Here is an 18,968-nt window from a genome sequence, read left to right as displayed (position 1 = left end):
ACGGGTCGCGCGGTGCTTACGGGCGTCAGCGGGCGCGGTTCAGGGTCTGCAGGGCGGCGCGCAGCAGCTGCGGCACGGGCGCCGGACCGCCGGCGGCCAGGGCCGCTTCGGCCTGCGGGGTCACCGCGGATACGGCCTCCTCCGCCTCGCGGGAGGCGTAGCCGAGGCCGATCAGGGCGGCCTGGAGCTGCTCGGTCCAGGGCGCGGGGCCGGTGGCCGCGGCGGCCCGCTGCGCCCCGACCAGGGCGCCCGTGCCCAGCGGCTGGCCCAGCTTGTCCTTCAGTTCCAGGAGCAGCTTCTGGGCGCCCTTCTTGCCGATGCCGGGCACCGCGGTCAGGGACTTCTCGTCGCCGGTGGCGACCGCGAGGCGCAGTGCATCGGGGCTGTGCACGCCGAGCATGGCCTGGGCGAGGCGCGGTCCGACCCCGCTCGCGCCCTGGAGCAGCTCGAAGACCTGCCGCTCGTCGTCGCCGGCGAAGCCGTAGAGCGTCAGCGAGTCCTCCCGGACGACCAGCGAGGTCGCGAGCTTGGCCTCCTGGCCCAGGCGCAGCCCGGCGATGGTGTTCGGCGTGCACTGCACGGCCATGCCCACGCCGCCGACCTCGATGACGGCCGTGGTGGAGGCGAGCGCGGCGACGGCGCCGCTGACGAAGGCGATCATCGGGTACGGCCTTTCAGGGCTTTCAGGGCGTTGGGGGCGCTCGCGGGGCGCGGGGCCTTCGCGGCGTGGGCGGCGGCGTGCTGGGCCACGGCCTGCTGGAGCCGGTTCTGGGCGGGGGCGCGCCAGATGTGGCAGATGGCGAGGGCGAGGGCGTCGGCCGCGTCGGCGGGCTTGGGGGGCGCGTCGAGCCGTAGCAGCCGGGTCACCATGGCTCCGACCTGGGCCTTGTCGGCGCGGCCGCTGCCGGTGACGGCGGCCTTCACCTCACTGGGGGTGTGCAGGGCCACCGGCAGGCCGCGCCGGGCGGCGCAGAGCATGGCGACGGCGCTGGCCTGGGCGGTGCCCATGACGGTGCTGACGTTGTGCTGGCTGAAGACCCGTTCGACGGCGACCACGTCGGGGCGGTGTTCGTCCAGCCAGGCTTCGAGTCCGGTCTCGATGGCGACCAGCCGGAGCCCGATGTCCGCGTCCGCCGGGGTCCGTACGACGCCGACGCCGCGCATGGTCAGGGGCCGGCCCGCGACCCCCTCGACGACGCCGACCCCGCACCGGGTCAGCCCCGGGTCAACGCCGAGTACGCGCACGGCGCCCCTCCCCCTTTGCGGCCGCGCCGCCACCGCTCTCGCGGAGGTGGTGCCTCGCCGTCGTGGCTGCTCGATTGATGGTTGCGGTCGCCAGACTAATCGCTGCCTCTGACAACGCAGCGGGCCGACGGGGTGTGTTCCCCGTCGGCCCGCTGCTCCACGCCGTGAGCGGTCTGCGCCTGTCAGGCGTCGACCTTCTCCATGACCTCGTCGCTGACGTCGAAGTTGGCGAAGACGTTCTGCACGTCGTCGCTGTCCTCCAGCGCGTCGATCAGCTTGAAGATCTTGCGCGCGCCCTCTTCGTCCAGCTCGACCTGCATGGTCGGCAGGAAGTTGGAGTCGGCCGAGTCGTAGTCGATGCCGGCGCTCTGGAGGGCGGTACGGACCGCGACCAGGTCGGTGGCCTCGCTGATGATCTCGAACTGCTCGCCGAGGTCGTTGACCTCTTCGGCGCCCGCGTCGAGGACCGCGTCGAGGACGTCGTCCTCGCTGAGCTCGCCCTTGGGCAGCAGGACGACGCCCTTGCGGTTGAAGAGGTACGAGACCGAACCCGGGTCGGCCATGGAGCCGCCGTTGCGGGTCATGGCGACGCGCACGTCCGAAGCGGCACGGTTGCGGTTGTCGGTGAGGCACTCGATGAGCACCGCGACACCGTTGGGGCCGTAGCCTTCGTACATGATCGTTTCATAGTCGGCGCCGCCCGCTTCGAGACCGGCACCGCGCTTGAGCGCGGAGTCGATGTTCTTGTTCGGGACGGAGCTCTTCTTGGCCTTCTGAACGGCGTCGAAGAGCGTCGGGTTGCCGTCGAGGTCGGCACCGCCGGTCCGCGCCGCGACCTCGATGTTCTTGATCAGCTTCGCGAAGAGCTTGCCGCGCTTGGCATCGATCACGGCCTTCTTGTGCTTCGTCGTAGCCCATTTAGAGTGGCCGGACATCTGCCTGTCTCCTTCGCGTAACCAACGGTGTTCGCCACAGATCCTACCGGGAGACCGGGACTCCTCCCGGGACCGGTTCAGGACCCCGCGCGCACCATGTCCACGAAGTAGGCGTGCACGCGGTGGTCTCCGGTCAGTTCCGGGTGGAAGGACGTGGCCAGCACGTTGCCCTGTCGCACGGCGATGGTGTGGCCGTCGTACTCCGCCAGCACCTCGGCGGCGGCGCCGACCGACTCGACCCAGGGCGCGCGGATGAAGACGCCCTCGACCGGACCGCCCGCTATGCCGGCGAAGTCGATGGACGCCTCGAAGGACTCGTTCTGACGGCCGAAGGCGTTGCGGCGGACGATCATGTCGATCCCGCCCAGCGTCTCCTGGTCCTCACGGCCGCCGAGCAGCTTGTCGGCGAGCATGATCATGCCGGCGCAGGTGCCGTAGACGGGCATCCCGGACCGTACGCGCTCGCGCAGCGGCTCCAGCATGCCGAAGAGCACGGCGAGCTTCGACATGGTCGTCGACTCGCCGCCGGGGATGACCAGGGCGTCGACCTCGGCGAGTTCCTCGGGGCGCCGGACCGGCCTGGCCACGGCGTCCGCCGAGGCCAGGGCGATCAGGTGCTCCCGTACGTCGCCCTGGAGTGCCAGGACGCCGATGACCGGGGAGTTGTTCATGGGTGGAGTGCCTTACCAGCCGCGGTTGGCGTAGCGCTCGGACTCGGGGAGGGTGTCGCAGTTGATGCCGACCATGGCCTCGCCCAGGTTGCGGGACGCGTCCGCGATGATCTTCGGGTCGTCGTAGAAGGTGGTGGCCTTCACGATGGCGGCGGCGCGCTTGGCCGGGTCGCCCGACTTGAAGATGCCGGAGCCGACGAAGACGCCCTCGGCACCGAGCTGGCGCATGAGCGCGGCGTCGGCGGGGGTGGCGACGCCACCGGCGGAGAAGAGCACCACGGGGAGCTTGCCGAGTTCGGCGACCTCCTTGACCAGCTCGTACGGGGCGCGCAGGTCCTTGGCGGCGGCGTACAGCTCGTTGTTGTCGAAGCCGCGCAGGCGGGCGATCTCGTTCTTGATCTGGCGCAGGTGACGGACGGCCTCGACGACGTTGCCGGTGCCGGCCTCGCCCTTCGAGCGGATCATGGCCGCGCCCTCGGCGATGCGGCGCAGGGCCTCGCCGAGGTTGGTGGCGCCGCAGACGAAGGGGGTCGTGAAGGCGAACTTGTCGCTGTGGTTGACCTCGTCCGCCGGGGTCAGGACCTCGGACTCGTCGATGTAGTCGACGCCGAGGGACTGGAGCACCTGCGCCTCGACGAAGTGGCCGATGCGGGACTTCGCCATGACGGGGATGGAGACGGCCTCGATGATCTCTTCGATCATGTTCGGGTCGGACATGCGGGCGACCCCGCCGTCCTTGCGGATGTCGGCCGGGACCCGCTCCAGGGCCATGACGGCCACGGCGCCCGCGTCCTCGGCGATCTTCGCCTGCTCGGCGTTGACCACGTCCATGATCACGCCGCCCTTGAGCTGCTCGGCCATGCCCCGCTTGACGCGCGCGGTGCCGGTCTCGGGGTTCTGCGGGGTGTGGGAAAGCGTGCTCACGGCGGTGACCTCACTCGGAGAAAGACGGGTACTGCACTGAGGAAACCCTGCCGACCAGTCCACTGCAAGGGCCAATGGGTAGCCGGTGGCCTGGAGCGGCCGCCCGGCGCCGTGGCCGCGCGGACGGGTTCAGGGCCGGGCGGCGAGGAAGGCGGGGGGCTCGTCGTCCATCTCGAAGGCGAGCGGGAAGGGTGCGTGACCGGCCAGCCGGAACCAGCGGACCTTGCGGTGGCGGCGCAGGGCGCGGGCCGCGCGGACGGCGTCGTTGTGGAAGCGCCGGGCCATCGGAACCCGGCGTACGGCGGCTGCCAGCTCCTCCGCGGCGGCCTCGCCGCCGGGGGCCTGCTTGAGTTCCTCGACCTGGTCGGCGTCGGCGAAGACCGCGCGCAGGGCCTGCGACAGTTCACTTTCGGCCACCTCGCGGTGGTCCTCCGCCGCCTGGCGGGCGCCGTGCGCGGCCTCGTACAGCACGAGGGAGGACGCCGGGTCCAGTACGCCGGAGGTGGCCACCTCCAGGACCACCGAGGCGCGGCGCACGAGCTGCGCGTCGAGCGCGGCCTTGGCGGCGTCCATCCGCGAGTGCAGCCGGTCGAGCCGGCCGGCGGTCCAGCTGAGGTAGACCCCGATGACGCCGAGCGCCAGGGCGATCCATACGAGGGTTTCGATCACGGGCGGCGACTTTACCCTCCGGGCCCGCCGACCCCGCACCGCCCGCCGCGGCGGCGGGGGGCGCCGCCGGAGCGGGCGGCGGAGGCCTGGAGCCGGGGCGCGGGGCGGGGGTCAGGCCGGCGCGGGCCGTATCCCGGAGCAGGCCGGAACGGCGGGGCCCGCGCAGGGCCCGCGCCCCGGCGCGGCGGCAGCCGTGTCCCGGAACGCCGCGCGGGCCGAGCTCTGGGGGTAAGACGGGATACCGGACCGCGGCCGGACTCCGGGGAGGCGGGCCCCTGGGACGCTGCCGGGACCGGAGAGCCGAACGCGGCACACGCGGGACCGGCCCGCCCCGCCGCCGGACGCCGGCTCCCCGTCAGAGGGGGCCGGGGGCCGCCCCGGGCGACTGGGCCGTGGCCATAGCGGCTGGACGAGTCATTCCGAAGTGATCGTGATCAGCTTGTCGATGGCCAGGGGGCCATTCGATGGCCTGCTGCTGGTTGCTGCCTGCCCCGGGCCGCTCACGGCAGCTGCCGAATCCCTCCCCGGGGTTTCAACTCAGCTGGTCGCGCACGAGATCAAGGAATGCCTGTCGGCTCGGACGGATGTGCGCCCAGACCTGCTCATCCTGTGGCTCTCCCGGGTCTTCCGGGCCCTTCCGGATCACCTCCTGTACTGCCCACGCGAGGCTACGTGCCGCCTCGCTGACCTCAGACGTGCACAGCACGTGGATCGTCTTCTGCATCACCCACACCCTGTCAAGGACCTGCCTTGCCCGGGCCTGCCACTGCTCGTCAGCCAGGTTGTGGTGATGCCGATCCACCGCGACTCGTTCAGCTTCCTGCACCGCAGACAGAAATTCGATGAGGTGAGTGAGACGCTCGCTGCGGCGCGCTTCGGCAAGTTCACGAACACTGCGGCGCGCCTCGCCGCGTTCCAAGGCGCGTCCTGCCGAGCGCTGGGCCAGCATCGACATCAAGCCGCCGAGCAGGACGCCGATGAGCGGCGCAAGCGTTGTCCACACAACGTCCGATTATGACACCAATGGCATGAGCATGGCGCAGGATTCGGCCCTCTCGGGCCGGACCGGGAGGTCCGGCACGGGCCGGCCATGGCGGTGGCGTCGGGTCTCCCGAAGCCTGTGGCCTGCTCAAGCGTGAAGCCGAGCGATGGCCCCTGCCGACGGCCGAGTCAGGAGAACGACGACGGGGTGGCGCCTCGGGTCAGGCCCAGGCGGGCGCGCAGGCCGACGCGTTCGTCGGTGGCCACCGAGGCCGCCCCGTCCGCGACCGTCTCGTACACCGACAGGATGTCCGCCCCGACCGTCGACCAGTCGAAGCGCCGGACGTGGGCGGAGCCCCGGGCGCTCAGCCCGGCCCGCCGCTCCGGATCCCGCAGCAGTGCGATCGCGCCCGCGGCGAGCGCGTCGGCGTCCTCGTTCGCGAACAGCTCCCCCGCCGACCCCTTGTCCAGGACCTGGGCGAAGGCGTCCAGGTCGGACGCGAGCACCGCGGCCCCCGCCGAGAGCGCCTCGACCAGGATGATGCCGAAGCTCTCGCCGCCGGTGTTGGGGGCGACGTACACGTCGACGCTCCGCAGCAGCCGCGCCTTGTCCTCGTCGGAGACCATGCCGAGGAACTCCACCCGCGCCCGCAGGGCCGGCGGCAGCGAGGCCACCGCCTCCTCCTCGTCGCCGCGGCCCGCGACCAGCAGGCGGACGTCCGGGCAGGCCTCCACGATCTTCGGGAAGGCGGCCATCAGCACCGGCATGCCCTTGCGCGGTTCGTCGATGCGGCCGATGAAGCCGAGGGTGGCGCCCTGCCACTCGGGCTTCGGCTCGGCGGCGGCGAAGAAGTCGACGTCGACGCCGTTGGGGATGACGACGGCGTCCCCGCCGAGGTGTTCCACCAGCGTGCGCCGGGCGTACTCGCTGACCGCGATGCGCGCGCTGATCTTCTCCAGCGCGGGCTGCAGGATCGGGTACGCGGCGATCATGGCCCGCGACCGCGGGTTGGAGGTGTGGAAGGTGGCCACGATCGGGCCCTGGGCCGCCCAGCACGCGAGCAGGCCGAGCGACGGCGAGGTCGGCTCGTGGATGTGGATCACGTCGAAGGTGCCGTCGTGCAGCCAGCGGCGCACCCGCGCGGCCGAGAGGAACCCGAAGTTCAGCCGGGCCACCGAGCCGTTGTAGGGCACCGGCACCGCGCGGCCCGCCGAGACGACGTAGGGCGGCAGTGGAGTGTCCTCCTCCGCGGGGGCGAGCACCGACACCTGGTGGCCGCGGCCGATCAGGTGCTCCGCCAGGTCGCGGATGTGGAACTGGACGCCGCCGGGGACGTCCCAGGAGTACGGGCACACGATGCCGATCTTCATCCGGTGCCCTCCCCGCGGTCCGCGGAACGCACCGGCTGCCCCGGCGGCTCAGCCGAAGCCGAAGCCGAAGCAGGAGCGGCCGCCGTCCGCGGTTCCAGGTCGTCCAGCCACAGCCGCTGGAGCATGTGCCAGTCCTGCGGGTGCTCCGCGATCCCGGCGGCGAAGGCGTCGGCCACCGCCTGCGTCATCGCGGCCGTCTTCTCGTCCCGGGTCCCGCTCTCGGGCACCGGCACCGGCGGGTGGAAGCGGCCCCGCATCAGCGGCGCGTCCTCGTACCAGAGCGTCGCCGGCACCAGCAGGGCCCCGGTCTGCTGGGCGAGCAGGGCCGGTCCGGCGGGCATCCGCGCCGTGGCGCCGAAGAAGTCCACCTCGACGCCGGAGGCGGACAGGTCGCGGTCGGCGACCAGGCAGACCAGTCCGCCGGAGCGCAGCCTGCGGGCGAGGATGCCGAAGGCGGCGCCACCGCTGTGCGGCAGCACCTCCATGCCGAGGCTCTCGCGGTAGGCCACGAACCGGTCGTACAGGCTCTCCGGCTTGAGCCGCTCCGCGACGGTGGTGAAGGGGATGCCGTGGTGGGCGGTGGCCCAGGCCCCGGCGAGGTCCCAGTTGGCCAGGTGCGGCAGGGCGACGATCACCCCGCGGCCGGCGGCCATGCCGTCGAGCAGGATCTGCTCGTCGCTCAGCCGGACGTCCTCGCCGAAGCGGGCCTTGTCCATCGCGGGCAGCCGGAAGGACTCCATCCAGTAGCGCATGTACGAGCGCATGCCCGCCCGGGACAGCTCCCGCAGCCGCTCCGGTGGGGCCCCGGGCACGACGCGGGCCAGGTTCGCCTCCAGCCGGCGCACGCTCTTGCCGTGCCGCTTCCAGGCGCGGTCCGCGATCGTGCGGCCGAGTGCCGCCGCCGCCGGTTCGGGCAGCTTCTTCACCCCGGCCCAGCCGAGCCCGAAGGCCGCGTCGGTCAGCTTGTCCGTCAGCGCGCCCATCAGAGTGCGCCGCCGTCGGCGGCGGCCGCGGCCGCGTCGGCCTCCGCCGCCTCGCGGCGCACGGTCACCACCCGCTGGATCAGCGTCACCAGCGAACCGACGGCCACCACCCAGAGCGCGACCGGCAGCAGCACCCCGATCCACGAGGGCACGCCGAAGGTCTCCAGGCCCGACAGGCCGGCCGCGACCAGCGTGATCACCAGGCGCTCGGCGCGCTCGATGAGCCCGTTGACGGCCACCGGCAGGCCGATCGCCTCGCCCCGGGCCTTGGTGTACGAGACGACCTGGCCGCTCGCCAGGCAGAAGATGGCGACGGCGCAGAGCATGGTGTCGTGGCCCGAACCGGCGTACCAGAGCGCCAGCCCGCCGAAGATCGCGGCGTCCGCCACCCGGTCCAGCGTCGAGTCCAGGAACGCGCCCCACCGGCTGGAGACTCCGGCCTGCCGCGCCATGTTCCCGTCGACCAGGTCGGAGAACACGAAGAGGGTGATCGTGATCGTGCCCCAGAAGAACTCTCCCCGTGGGAAGAAGACCAGCGCTCCGGCCATCACTCCGGCCGTGCCGATCAGGGTGACCGCGTCCGGGCTCACCCCCCGACGGAGCAGAAACGCGGCGAACGGTGTGAGGACACGCGTAAAGAATGCACGCGCGTACTTGTTCAGCATGGCCTTCCCAGGGGGTCGCTGGGCCGCACGGCCACCACGGCCACCGGCTGGCCCATCGTAGCCAGCGCCCGGGGCCCGCACCGCCGCGCACCCACCGAGGGGCCCGTGCAATACCCGGATCGCGCCACCGGAGCCGGTGGCCGAACGTCGCCGACCGTGGCCGGACACGACGTATGGACGCGGTGTGACGCCGGTGCAAAGCTCGAAGGACCCCACCTCGCCGTTCTACCGGGAGGCACGAGAACCATGGGTGACAAGACGCAGCAGTCCGGGGCCGCCGGCAGGGCACTGACGGCCGACCGCCCCTCGTCGATACGCAACGTGGTGCTGGTCGGCCACAGTGGAGCGGGCAAGACCACGCTGGCCGAAGCCCTCGCCCTGACCGCCGGGGCGGTCGGCCGGGCGGGCCGGGTCGAGGACGGCGCGACCGTCTCCGACTACGACGAGATCGAGCACCGGCGCCAGCGCTCGGTCCAGCTCTCGCTCGTCCCCGTCGCCTGGGACGGCATCAAGATCAACATCTTGGACACCCCCGGATACGCCGACTTCGTCGGAGAACTCAGGGCCGGTCTGCGCGCGGCGGACGCGGCCCTCTTCGTCGTCTCGGCCGGGGAGTCCGCCGGGGACGGCGCCGACGGCGCGGGGCTGTCCGGCGCGACCCGGATGGTCTGGGACGAGTGCGCGGCCGTCGGGATGCCCCGCGCCATCGTCGTCACCCACCTGGAGGCCGCCCGCGCCGACTACGACCGGATGGCCGCCGTCTGCGGCGAGACCTTCGGCGCCGACGACCCCGACGCCGTCGTCCCCCTGTACCTGCCGCTGCACGGGCCCGCCGGACCCGACGGCCACGCCCCCGTCGCCGGACTGCTGGGGCTGCTCTCCCGGCGCGTGTACGACTACACCTCCGGCGAGCGCGTGGAGCGCGACCCCGATCCGGCCGAGCTGGACCTGATCACCGGCGCCCGGGCCCGCCTGATCGAGGGGATCATCGCCGAGAGCGAGGACGAGACCCTCATGGACCGCTACCTCGGCGGTGAGGAGATCGACGTCAAGACCCTCGTCGACGACCTGGAGCGCGCCGTCGCCCGCGGCACCTTCCATCCCGTCCTGATGGCCGCGCCCGCCGCCGACGGCGCCCGCCAGGGCCTCGGTACGGTCGAACTCCTCGAACTGATCACCGGCGGCTTCCCCACCCCCCTCGAACGCCCCGCCCCCGCCGTCACCGACCCGGGCGGCGCCCCGCTGCCCGCCCTCACCTGCGACCCGGACGGCCCGCTCCTCGCCGAGGTGGTCAAAACCTCCTCCGACCCCTATGTCGGCCGGGTCTCCCTCGTCCGGGTCTTCTCCGGCACCCTGCGCCCCGAGGACACCCTGCACGTCTGCGGCCACTTCCCCGGCCGCGACGGGGCCGCCCCCCGCGATCTGCACGAGGCCGACGAGCGCGTCGGCACGCTCACCGCCCCCTTCGGCAAGCAGCAGCGCACCCTGCCCCACTGCATCGCGGGCGACCTGGCCTGCGTGGCCAAACTCACGCACGCCGAAACCGGCGACACCCTCTCCGCGAAGGCGCGCCCCCTCCTGATGGAGCCCTGGGCGATGCCCGACCCGCTGCTCCCGCTCGCCATCGAGGCGCACGGCAAGGCGGATGAGGACAAGCTCTCCCAGGGGCTCGCCCGGCTCGTCGCCGAGGACCCCACCATGCGCCTGGAGCAGAACCCGGACACCCACCAGCTGGTCCTGTGGTGCCTGGGCGAGGCGCACCAGGAGGTCGCCCTCGAACGGCTGCGCAGCCGCTACGGCGTCCGGGTCGACGCCGTGCCGCACCGGGTGGCCCTGCGCGAGACCTTCGGCGCCAAGGCCACCGGCCGCGGCCGGCACGTCAAACAGTCCGGCGGGCACGGCCAGTTCGCGATCTGCGAGATCGAGGTCGAGCCGCTCCCGGTGGGCAGCGGCATCGAGTTCGTGGACAAGGTCGTCGGCGGGTCGGTCCCGCGCCAGTTCATCCCGTCCGTCGAGAAGGGCGTACGGGCCCAGGCGTCCCGCGGGGTGGCCGCCGGGTACCCGCTGGTCGACGTACGGATCACGCTGCGCGACGGCAAGGCGCACTCCGTGGACTCCTCGGACGCGGCCTTCCAGACCGCGGGCGCCCTCGCCCTGCGCGAGGCGGCCGCGGACGCCCCCGTCCACCTCCTCGAACCCGTCGCCGAACTGACCGTCTCGGTCCCCGACGCCTACGTCGGCCCGGTCATGAACGACCTCGCCGGACGCCGCGGCCGGGTCGTCGGCACCGAACCGGCGGGCCCTGGGCGCTCGTTGGTCCGCGCGGAGATCCCGGAGATCGAGATCGGCCGCTACGCCGTGGAGCTGCGCTCGGTCTCCCACGGCACCGGCGGCTTCAGCCGTACGTACGCCCGCCACGAGCCGATGCCGCCGCAGCTCGCGGACAAGATGCGCGAACAGGGGGAGAAGGGAAGCTGATTCACATAACGCCCGGGATGCCGCCCATCCAACCCGCTTGCGGTGGGCGGTATTTCCCTGTCCCATGACCATCGGGGGATGACCCTCGCTAGGCTCTTTCAGGCTCGGTGGGGCGGGGCAGAACACCAGGTAAGCGGGACACCGGACGGCAGCGCGCCGGTGGCGGGACTCCGGGCACGGCACGAGGGCACAGCGATGGGGGCAGCGGTGGCGGACGACGGTTTCGACTTCAGGCCGGGGGCGCAGGTACCCCTCCAGGGCGGTGGCGGCCAGACCGCGGCGACCAACGCGCTGGCGTCCGCCGCCTACCGCGACGGCAAACCCGACGAGATACTCAAAGCGAACAACGAGCACTACGAGTCCACGGTGAAGAAGGGCAAGCTGTCCCTCTTCGAGCCGAATTTCGGCGAGGCGTTCTGCCGCGCCGTCGAGACCCGCATGCTCGGAGCGGGCCGCAAACCGCTGATCCAGTCCTTCGGGGCCGACCCGCAGACGGTGGTCGAGCACTGCCTGGCCGCCTCGCGCCTGCGCAAGGAGCGCGACGGCAAGCTCCGTCTGATCATGCTGGCCTGCGGGCTGCCCTTCCTGCCCGGACTGCTGCTGTGGCTGGGCCTGTTCCAGCTGCGCAAGTCCCTCGGCGGCGACGGCAAGCGCTCCTGGGTGGGCACCGCGCTCCTCGTCTTCGTCGCGCTCGTCCTGGCCGTGCTGATGTTCCGGCTGCCCTTCAGCGGGTTCTGGGGCCTCTACCTGCGCGCGATGATCATCGCGCCCGCCGCGGGCTGGCTGCTGGCCTCCCGCATCGCCGAAGCGTCCGCCAAGGACATGCGCGCCCGCTGGGACGGCCTGCTGGGCGGGGCCGCCGTCGGCGCCAAGATCCCGGAGGCGGTTCCCGGCAACCCCGACGAGAAGTCCCGCGAGGACCTGCGCCACCAGCTCGCGAAGCTGACCGCCGAGGGCCGCAGCAACTCCGTCTTCTACGCCGGCCCCAAGGGCATCCTCGGCATGGGCACCCGGTGGGGCAGCTGGCAGCTGGCCGAGGACCTCGCCCCGAAGACCGAGGGTGCCGAGATCCACCCCTTCCGCAGCTGGGACGTGATCCGGGCGATCCACGACCAGCTGCGCATGCTGGAGCGGGGCCCCCTGCACACCGGCGGCTTCCCGGCGCCCTCCCTCACCCACTGGATCGTCACCCCGGTCGGCGAGGGCGCCAAGGAGGTGGCCCGCCCCTCCGGCGACACCGTCGACGCCTTCCTCATCAAGCAGCACGAGATCACCCGGATCTGCAACGAGCAGCAGTTCGGCGCGGGCAACCGGCACTACCTCGGCGTCCAGTGGCCGCTGTGGGACGGGCAGTTGGTGATCACGATGATGGTCACCGTCACCGTGCTCTACAAGACCCTGCGCGTGGACGTCACCGCCCATTCGCTCGGCCCGGTGCACGGCCTGTTCACCACCAAGTCGGCTCCCAAGACCACCGAGGTGGCCAAGACCGTCCGGTTCTGGGAGACCGTGGAGCGCACGCACGCTCTGGTGGACGCCTCGGAGGTGGTGCGCCTCGCCGTCCGCGCCTCCTTCGGCTGGTACCCGCCGCTGCTCGACTACCTGGGCGGCAAGCTGGTCCTGCCCGAGCCGTTCGGCGTCCGGCACGTGTGGGCGGGTTCGATGTGGCGCCACCGCTTCATGGCGGACGACGCGATGCGCACGGCCACGCCGGTGCTGCGCGCGGTGCACGCGGCCGCCATGCGCGTACTGGACGAGAACGGCGTGGACACGGAGCGCTTCGCCAACCGCTCGATGATCGTCAGCGGCATGGTCCAGGACCCCGCACCGCGCAAGGCCGACGTCTACGACGCCTGACATCCGCACCCACGGCCGCCTCGCGCCGCCCCGATCCGGCACCCCGGGTCGGGGCGGCGCGGCATGCGCTGAGGGCAGACAGCGGAAAAACGAAATGGCAAGGAGGTGAAAGCACTCCTTGCCACTCCTAACTTATAGCGCACCGGGGGGCTTGCGGCAAGGCCCCCGTGCTGGGGCAGAATCGCGGGCCGAGGCCAGATCCTGCTGAATTGGGAGATTCACCACGTGCGTCCGCATATGCCCCTGACCACCCGTGCGTTCGACCTGCCCGGCCACCTCGCTCCCAAGGCCGACCCCGAGTTGACCGGCGGCGACGAACGGCACTTCGCCGCCCTCTCGGCGAGCCTGGAACAGACCATCGCCGAGCTGTCCGGCCTGCTCTCGGCCGCGCGCAAGGCCCCCGGCGGCATCGGCCGGGCGGCGATGGACCGGGACGCGGAGATCCACCGCCTCACCTCCCGCCTGCGCACCCTGCGCCGCTTCGGCCTCGACCTGTGCCTGGGCCGCATCGTCCCGGCGGACCGCTCCGAACCCGTCTACATCGGCCGCCTCGGCCTCACCGACGCCGAGGGCCGCCGGCTGCTGCTCGACTGGCGCTCCCCCGCGGCCGAGCCGTTCTTCGCCGCCACCCACGGCAACCCGATGGGGCTGGCGAGCCGCCGCCGCTACCGCTGGACCCGCGGCCGGATCAGCGACTACTGGGACGAGGTGTTCACCGCCGAGGGCCTCGAAGGGCACGCCGCGCTCGACGACCAGTCGGCGTTCATCGCCGGTCTGGGCGGCCACCGTTCGGAGCGGATGCGCGACGTGCTCGCCACCCTCCAGGCGGACCAGGACGAGATCATCCGGGCGGGCTCCCGCGGTGCCCTCGTCGTCGACGGCGGCCCCGGCACCGGCAAGACCGTCGTCGCCCTGCACCGCTCCGCCTACCTCCTCTACTCCGACCCCCGCCTCGGGCACCGCCGCGGCGGCGTCCTCTTCGTCGGCCCGCACCAGCCCTACCTGGCGTACGTCGCCGACGTCCTGCCCAGCCTCGGCGAGGAGGGCGTGCGGACCTGCACCCTGCGCGACCTCGTCCCCGAGGGAGCGGCGGCGACGGCCGAGAGCGACCCGGAGGTGGCCCGCCTGAAGGCGTCGGCCGACCTGGTGAAGGCGGTCGAACCGGCCGTCCGCCTCTACGAGGAGCCGCCCACCGAGGGAACGACCGTCTCGACCCACTGGTCCGACCTGTGGCTCGGCCCCGAGGACTGGGCGGCCGCCTTCGACGCGGTCGAGCCCGGCACCCCGCACAACGAGGCGCGCGAACAGATCCTGGAGGAGCTGCTCACGATCCTGGCGGACAAGGACGACAGCGGGGCCGCGCCCCACCTCCTGCGGCGCTCGCTCCTCCAGGACCGGGACCTCATCGGGACCCTGGAGCGGGCGTGGCCGATGCTCGACCCGGCCGAGCTGGTCGCCGACCTCTGGTCGGTGCCGGCGTACCTGCGCCGCTGCGCGCCCTGGCTCGCCCCGGAGGACGTACGCCGGCTGCGGCGCGCGGACGCCCGGGCCTGGACGGTGTCCGACCTGCCGTTCCTGGACGCGGCGCGCCAGCGGCTCGGCGACCCCGAGGCCTCCCGGCGCAGGCGCCGCAACGAAGCCGCCGTCGCCGCGGAGCGCGCGCGCCGGGCCGAGGCCATCGACAGCCTGCTGCAGAACACCGTGATCGACGAGAGCGAGGGCGCTCTCGGGATGCTGCACGGGCGGGACCTCCAGGACACGCTGATCGACGAGAGCGCCCTGGCCACCGCCGAACCCGACCTGCTCGCCGGACCGTTCGCGCACGTCGTCGTGGACGAGGCGCAGGAACTGACCGACGCCGAGTGGCAGATGCTGCTGCTGCGCTGCCCGTCCCGGAGCTTCACCATCGTCGGGGACCACGCCCAGGCCCGGCACGGTTTCACCGAGTCGTGGCGGGAGCGGCTGGAGCGCGCCGGGCTGGGCCGGATCAGCGTGGCGTCCCTGAGCGTCAACTACCGGACGCCCGAGGAGGTCATGGCGGAAGCGGAACCGGCCATCCGGGCCGCGCTGCCGGACGCCAACGTGCCGACCTCGATCCGCAGCAGCGGCCTTCCCGTCGTGCACGGATCCGTCGCGGACCTGGACGCGGTGCTCGACGGCTGGCTGGCCGAGTACGCCGAGGGCACCGCCTGCGTGATCAGCGCCGACGGCGCCGCCACGGCCGACCGCGGCACGTCACGGATCCGGTCCCTGACGCCGGAGCTGTCGAAGGGGCTCGAATTCGACCTGGTCGTCCTGATCGACCCCGAGACCTTCGGCGCGGGCATCGAGGGAGCCGTCGACCGCTACGTCGCGATGACCCGCGCGACCCGTCAGCTGGTCATCCTGACGAGCTGACGCGGGGACGCGGCGCGGGCTGACCCAGCTGGTAGTCGAACCAGAGGCGGTGGGTGCCGTCCGGGTCGACGGCCAGCCCGCCGGCGCCGGTGATCCCGGTCAGCTCGCCGGTTCCGCTGGAGGGCACGATGGTGAAGAACTCCGCGGTGCGGTCACTGCCGGTCGTGGTGGCCGAGTGCACGAAGTTGAAGGAGCCCTCGCGCCCGTGCAGGGACCCTTCGAAGGATTCCATGGCGACGTACGTACCGGTGCCGGTCGCCTGGTCGAAGGCGGCGGTGAACAGGGTCGACGAGCGCCCCGAGGCCTCTCCCTCGACCCGCTTCTCCATGGTGGCCACACCGACCGGCAGCCCGGTGGCCACGCTTGGCGCGGGCTCCAGCCCGGTCGGGACGAACGAGGTGACGGTGAAGGTCGCGGTAGCTCTCATGCGCCGACCGTAGCGCCGCCCACTGACAACGGCCCCCGGAGCGTCTCAGTCGACGGGCCAGGAGTCGGCGAGCATCTGCCGGGTGTCGGCGAGGAGTTGCGGCAGCACCTTGGTGTGTCCGACCACCGGCATGAAGTTCGTGTCGCCGCCCCAGCGGGGCACGATGTGCTGGTGCAGGTGCGCGGCGATGCCGGCTCCGGCCGCGGCGCCCTGGTTCATCCCGATGTTGAAGCCGTGCGCTCCGGAGGCCTTGCGCAGCGCGGCCATGGCCCGCTTGGTGAGGTCCGCCAGCTCCGCGGTCTCGGGGCCGTCCAGCTCGGTGTAGTCGGCGACGTGCCGGTAGGGGACGACCATGAGGTGCCCGCCGTTGTACGGGTAGAGGTTGAGCACGGCGTAGACGTGCCGGCCGCGGGCGACGATCAGACCGTCCTGGTCGGACATCTCCGGAATCCCGCAGAAGGGACAGCCGTCCCCGGCCTCCGGGCCGGTCGGCTTGTTCTCCCCCTGGATGTACGCCATCCGGTGGGGCGTCCACAGCCGCTGGAACGCGTCCTGCGTGCCCACACCGATCTGCTGCTCCGGCTCACTCGTCATGGGATGCAGCATATGACCTTGCCCGCGGGAACGAGGAAGGCCCCCGGGAAGCGATCACTTCCCGGGGGCCCCGTCCGTACCGTCAGGTCCGGCCCCGCACCCATCAGGCCCGGCCCCGTACCCGTCGGGCGCGGGCTCAGACCTGGACGCGGTCCTCGACGACCTTGACCAGCTTCGCCAGGGCGTCGGCCTTGGGCACGCCGTTCTCCTGGGAGCCGTCGCGGTAGCGGAAGGAGACCGTACCGGCCGCCATGTCCTCGTCACCCACGATGATCATGAACGGAACCTTGAGCTTCTGCTGGTTCCTGATCTTCTTCTGCATCCGGTCGGAGGAGGCGTCCACCTCGACCCGCAGGCCCTTCTTCTTCGCCTCGGCGGCGAACTCCTGGAGGTACTCGATGTGCGCGTCGCCGATCGGGATGCCGACCGCCTGCACCGGGGCCAGCCACGGCGGCATGACGCCCGCGTAGTGCTCCAGCAGCACCGCGAAGAAGCGCTCGATGGAACCGAACAGGGCGCGGTGGATCATGACCGGCCGCTGCTTGGTGCCGTCGGGGCCGGTGTACTCCAGGTTGAAGCGCTCCGGCAGGTTGAAGTCGAGCTGCACGGTCGACATCTGCCAGGTCCGGCCGATGGCGTCACGGCACTGGACCGAGATCTTCGGGCCGTAGAACGCGGCGCCGCCCGGGTCCGGGACCAGGGGCAGGCCCTGCTTCTCGGCGACCTGCCGCAGCGTCTCGGTGGCCTCTTCCCAGACCTCGTCCGAGCCGACGAACTTCTCCGGGTCCTTGGTGGAGAGCTCCAGGTAGAAGTCGGTCAGACCGTAGTCGCGGAGCAGGTTCAGCACGAAGGTGAGCGTGCGGTCGAGCTCCTCCGCCATCTGCTCCTTGGTGCAGTAGATGTGCGCGTCGTCCTGGGTGAAACCGCGCGAGCGGGTCAGGCCGTGCACGACGCCCGACTTCTCGTACCGGTACACGGTGCCGAACTCGAAGAGGCGCAGCGGCAGTTCGCGGTAGGACCGGCCGCGCGCATCGAAGATCAGGTTGTGCATCGGGCAGTTCATGGGCTTGAGGTAGTAGTCGGTACCACCATCGAGCTGCATGGGGGGGTACATGCCGTCCGCGTACCAGTCCAGGTGGCCGCTCTTCTCGAAGAGGGCGCCCTTGGTGGCGTGCGGGGTGTAGACGAACTCGTAGCCCTCTTCCTCGTGCCGCTTTCGCGAGTAGTCCTCCATCACACGGCGGATGGTGCCGCCGCGCGGGTGGAAGACGGCGAGGCCGGAGCCGATCTCGTCCTGGACGGAGAAGAGGTCCAGCTCGACGCCGAGCTTGCGGTGGTCGCGCTTCTCGGCCTCGGCGAGGAAGTCGAGGTGGGCCTTCAGCTCGTCCTTCGACGGCCACGCGGTGCCGTAGATGCGCTGGAGCATCGGGTTCTTCTCGCTGCCGCGCCAGTAGGCGGCGGCGTTGCGCATGAGCTTGAACGCCGGGATGTTGCGGGTGGTCGGCAGGTGCGGGCCGCGGCACAGGTCCGACCAGCACAGGTCGCCGGTCTTGGCGTCGAGGTTGTCGTAGATGGTCAGCTCGCCGCCGCCCACCTCGACGTCCGCGCCGTCGTCCGAGGTCGCGGCCGAGCCCTTGAGCCCGATCAGCTCCAGCTTGTACGGCTCGTGCGCCAGCTCCTCGCGGGCCGCCTCGTCGGTGACGACGCGGCGGGAGAAGCGCTGACCGCGCTTCTGGATCTCCTGCATCTTCTTCTCGACGGCCTTGAGGTCCTCGGGAGTGAAGGGCTTCTCGACGTCGAAGTCGTAGTAGAAGCCGTCCCGGACCGGCGGCCCGATGCCCAGCTTGGCCTCGGGGAAGAGTTCCTGCACGGCCTGCGCCATGACGTGCGCGGTCGAGTGGCGCAGGATGTTCAGGCCGTCCTCGGAGGAGATCTCCACCGGTTCGACGGTCTCGCCGTCCCGGACCTCGTACGACAGGTCCTTCAGCTCACCCGCGACGCGGGCCGCGACGACGGTGCGCTCACCGGGGAAGAGGTCGGCCGCCGTAGTGCCCGTGGCCACCACGCGCTCGTCCCGCTCGGAATCGCGTTGGATGATCACACGGACGTCTGACACCGGTCTCTCCTGACTCAGGGGGTGCGCGAGCGAACACTGCGCGTCTGAATCGTACCGAGCCGGACCGCTCAGCCGCTAAACGGTTAACGTGCCCCTCCCCCGGCCGCCCCTTCCCCGGCCCCGCGGCCGACGTACGGTGGGCGGGTGACCGACACCCCGCCCGCCGCTGCCCCGCACATCCGCCCGCTGGACCTCGCCGACGACGCGACCGCCGCGGCGGTGCACCGGATCGGCCTGGCCGCCTACACCGTGGAAGCCGAGCTGATCGGCTTCGACGGCATCCCGGCGCTGCGCGAGAGCCTGGCCGACCTGCGGGCCCGGCCGCTGAACTGGCTCGGCGCGGTGTCCGAGGCAGGCGATCCCGCCGGGTTCCTCGCCTGGGAGGAGCCGGAACGGGAGGACGAGCAGGTGGTCTCCATCGACCGGCTGTGCGTGGACCCCGCCTGGTTCCGCCGCGGGGTCGGCTCGCTGCTGCTGCGGCACCTGCTGGACGACCTGCTGCCCCACCGCGTCGTGCGGGTCACCACCGGCGCCGCGAACGCCCCCGCCATGGCCCTCTACCCCCGCATGGGCTTCGTCCGGGGCGCGGACTTCTCGCCGGTCCCGGGCCTGGTGATGGCGTCCTTCACGCGCCGGCCGCGTCCGTAGGGACCGT

17 protein-coding genes are annotated in these 18,968 nt (G+C 72.1%); 4 read left to right on the top strand and 13 right to left on the bottom strand.

Translation table 11 applies throughout. The features are described 5' to 3' along the window. Nucleotides 1-25 precede the first annotated feature (25 nt). The 10 genes from ruvA to pgsA all read right to left on the bottom strand — a co-directional run bounded on the left by ruvA (nucleotide 26) and on the right by pgsA (nucleotide 8,444). Entirely contained in the window at nucleotides 26-661 is a 636-nt protein-coding gene (gene ruvA, locus ABZY31_RS19715; protein ID WP_356412087.1) for a Holliday junction branch migration protein RuvA, read from the bottom strand. Then, nucleotides 658-1,245: a crossover junction endodeoxyribonuclease RuvC gene (gene ruvC / locus ABZY31_RS19710; RefSeq protein ID WP_356412086.1), complete on the bottom strand. Its 588-nt coding sequence runs from the start codon at nucleotides 1,243-1,245 to the stop codon at nucleotides 658-660. Before ruvC ends, ruvA begins: the two co-directional genes overlap by 4 nt. A 182-nt stretch (nucleotides 1,246-1,427) precedes the next feature. Beyond that, entirely contained in the window at nucleotides 1,428-2,180 is a 753-nt protein-coding gene (locus ABZY31_RS19705) for a YebC/PmpR family DNA-binding transcriptional regulator (RefSeq protein WP_351042173.1), read from the bottom strand. A gap of 77 nt (nucleotides 2,181-2,257) precedes the next feature. Next, entirely contained in the window at nucleotides 2,258-2,851 is a 594-nt protein-coding gene (gene pdxT, locus ABZY31_RS19700) for a pyridoxal 5'-phosphate synthase glutaminase subunit PdxT (protein WP_356412084.1), read from the bottom strand. A gap of 12 nt (nucleotides 2,852-2,863) precedes the next feature. After that, a complete protein-coding gene (gene pdxS, locus ABZY31_RS19695) occupies nucleotides 2,864-3,775 on the bottom strand; it encodes a pyridoxal 5'-phosphate synthase lyase subunit PdxS (RefSeq protein ID WP_330329480.1) in 912 nt (303 codons plus the stop codon). 129 nt (nucleotides 3,776-3,904) lie between these two features. Beyond that, nucleotides 3,905-4,444, bottom strand: coding sequence for a hypothetical protein (locus ABZY31_RS19690; protein ID WP_356412082.1), 540 nt, complete (start codon nucleotides 4,442-4,444; stop codon nucleotides 3,905-3,907). Nucleotides 4,445-4,976: 532 nt separating this feature from the next. Continuing rightward, entirely contained in the window at nucleotides 4,977-5,447 is a 471-nt protein-coding gene (locus ABZY31_RS19685) for a hypothetical protein (RefSeq protein WP_356412081.1), read from the bottom strand. A gap of 167 nt (nucleotides 5,448-5,614) precedes the next feature. Continuing rightward, entirely contained in the window at nucleotides 5,615-6,796 is a 1,182-nt protein-coding gene (locus ABZY31_RS19680) for a glycosyltransferase family 4 protein (RefSeq protein ID WP_356412079.1), read from the bottom strand. Next, complete coding sequence (locus ABZY31_RS19675; protein ID WP_356412077.1) at nucleotides 6,793-7,779, bottom strand: phosphatidylinositol mannoside acyltransferase; 987 nt, start codon at nucleotides 7,777-7,779, stop codon at nucleotides 6,793-6,795. Before ABZY31_RS19675 ends, ABZY31_RS19680 begins: the two co-directional genes overlap by 4 nt. Continuing rightward, a complete protein-coding gene (gene pgsA, locus ABZY31_RS19670; RefSeq protein ID WP_356412075.1) occupies nucleotides 7,779-8,444 on the bottom strand; it encodes a phosphatidylinositol phosphate synthase in 666 nt (221 codons plus the stop codon). The genes ABZY31_RS19675 and pgsA overlap by 1 nt, the downstream gene beginning before the upstream one ends. Before the next feature lie 246 nt (nucleotides 8,445-8,690). Between pgsA and ABZY31_RS19665 the strand changes: the two genes are divergently transcribed. The 3 genes from ABZY31_RS19665 to helR all read left to right on the top strand — a co-directional run bounded on the left by ABZY31_RS19665 (nucleotide 8,691) and on the right by helR (nucleotide 15,176). Next, a complete protein-coding gene (locus tag ABZY31_RS19665) occupies nucleotides 8,691-10,922 on the top strand; it encodes an elongation factor G-like protein EF-G2 (RefSeq protein WP_356412073.1) in 2,232 nt (743 codons plus the stop codon). 195 nt (nucleotides 10,923-11,117) lie between these two features. Next, entirely contained in the window at nucleotides 11,118-12,779 is a 1,662-nt protein-coding gene (locus tag ABZY31_RS19660; protein WP_356412072.1) for a hypothetical protein, read from the top strand. Nucleotides 12,780-13,016: 237 nt separating this feature from the next. Then, nucleotides 13,017-15,176 (top strand): RNA polymerase recycling motor ATPase HelR, encoded by a 2,160-nt coding sequence (gene helR / locus ABZY31_RS19655; protein WP_356412070.1) that lies wholly within the window; start codon nucleotides 13,017-13,019, stop codon nucleotides 15,174-15,176. On the opposite strand, the gene ABZY31_RS19650 is transcribed toward helR, so the two are convergent. The 3 genes from ABZY31_RS19650 to thrS all read right to left on the bottom strand — a co-directional run bounded on the left by ABZY31_RS19650 (nucleotide 15,160) and on the right by thrS (nucleotide 18,313). Beyond that, nucleotides 15,160-15,603 carry a DUF3224 domain-containing protein gene (locus ABZY31_RS19650; protein ID WP_356412068.1) on the bottom strand — a complete coding sequence of 148 codons (444 nt, stop codon included), beginning with the start codon at nucleotides 15,601-15,603 and terminating at the stop codon, nucleotides 15,160-15,162. The two genes, helR and ABZY31_RS19650, sit on opposite strands and share 17 nt — an antisense overlap. Before the next feature lie 45 nt (nucleotides 15,604-15,648). Further along, entirely contained in the window at nucleotides 15,649-16,209 is a 561-nt protein-coding gene (locus ABZY31_RS19645; RefSeq protein ID WP_356412066.1) for an HIT domain-containing protein, read from the bottom strand. 124 nt (nucleotides 16,210-16,333) lie between these two features. Beyond that, complete coding sequence (thrS, locus tag ABZY31_RS19640; protein WP_356412064.1) at nucleotides 16,334-18,313, bottom strand: threonine--tRNA ligase; 1,980 nt, start codon at nucleotides 18,311-18,313, stop codon at nucleotides 16,334-16,336. A gap of 144 nt (nucleotides 18,314-18,457) precedes the next feature. Between thrS and ABZY31_RS19635 the strand changes: the two genes are divergently transcribed. Next, nucleotides 18,458-18,961: a GNAT family N-acetyltransferase gene (locus ABZY31_RS19635; protein ID WP_356412062.1), complete on the top strand. Its 504-nt coding sequence runs from the start codon at nucleotides 18,458-18,460 to the stop codon at nucleotides 18,959-18,961. The last annotated feature ends 7 nt before the right edge of the window (nucleotides 18,962-18,968 follow it).

This window comes from Streptomyces sp. NPDC006529, assembly GCF_040611795.1.
Lineage (GTDB): Bacteria > Actinomycetota > Actinomycetes > Streptomycetales > Streptomycetaceae > Streptomyces.
Note: the sequence above shows the minus strand (reverse complement) of the source record. Positions and strands in the feature narration are given on the sequence as shown.

What these genes read in the sequence shown, in the direction of transcription:
- ruvA (WP_356412087.1), bottom strand. Translation starts at nt 661, where the DNA reads ATGATCGCCTTCGTCAGCGGCGCCGTCGCCGCGCTCGCCTCCACCACG.
- ABZY31_RS19705 (WP_351042173.1), bottom strand. Translation starts at nt 2,180, where the DNA reads ATGTCCGGCCACTCTAAATGGGCTACGACGAAGCACAAGAAGGCCGTG.
- pdxT (WP_356412084.1), bottom strand. Translation starts at nt 2,851, where the DNA reads ATGAACAACTCCCCGGTCATCGGCGTCCTGGCACTCCAGGGCGACGTA.
- ABZY31_RS19680 (WP_356412079.1), bottom strand. Translation starts at nt 6,796, where the DNA reads ATGAAGATCGGCATCGTGTGCCCGTACTCCTGGGACGTCCCCGGCGGC.
- ABZY31_RS19675 (WP_356412077.1), bottom strand. Translation starts at nt 7,779, where the DNA reads ATGGGCGCGCTGACGGACAAGCTGACCGACGCGGCCTTCGGGCTCGGC.
- pgsA (WP_356412075.1), bottom strand. Translation starts at nt 8,444, where the DNA reads ATGCTGAACAAGTACGCGCGTGCATTCTTTACGCGTGTCCTCACACCG.
- ABZY31_RS19665 (WP_356412073.1), top strand. Translation starts at nt 8,691, where the DNA reads ATGGGTGACAAGACGCAGCAGTCCGGGGCCGCCGGCAGGGCACTGACG.
- ABZY31_RS19660 (WP_356412072.1), top strand. Translation starts at nt 11,118, where the DNA reads ATGGGGGCAGCGGTGGCGGACGACGGTTTCGACTTCAGGCCGGGGGCG.
- helR (WP_356412070.1), top strand. Translation starts at nt 13,017, where the DNA reads ATGCCCCTGACCACCCGTGCGTTCGACCTGCCCGGCCACCTCGCTCCC.
- ABZY31_RS19650 (WP_356412068.1), bottom strand. Translation starts at nt 15,603, where the DNA reads ATGAGAGCTACCGCGACCTTCACCGTCACCTCGTTCGTCCCGACCGGG.
- ABZY31_RS19645 (WP_356412066.1), bottom strand. Translation starts at nt 16,209, where the DNA reads ATGCTGCATCCCATGACGAGTGAGCCGGAGCAGCAGATCGGTGTGGGC.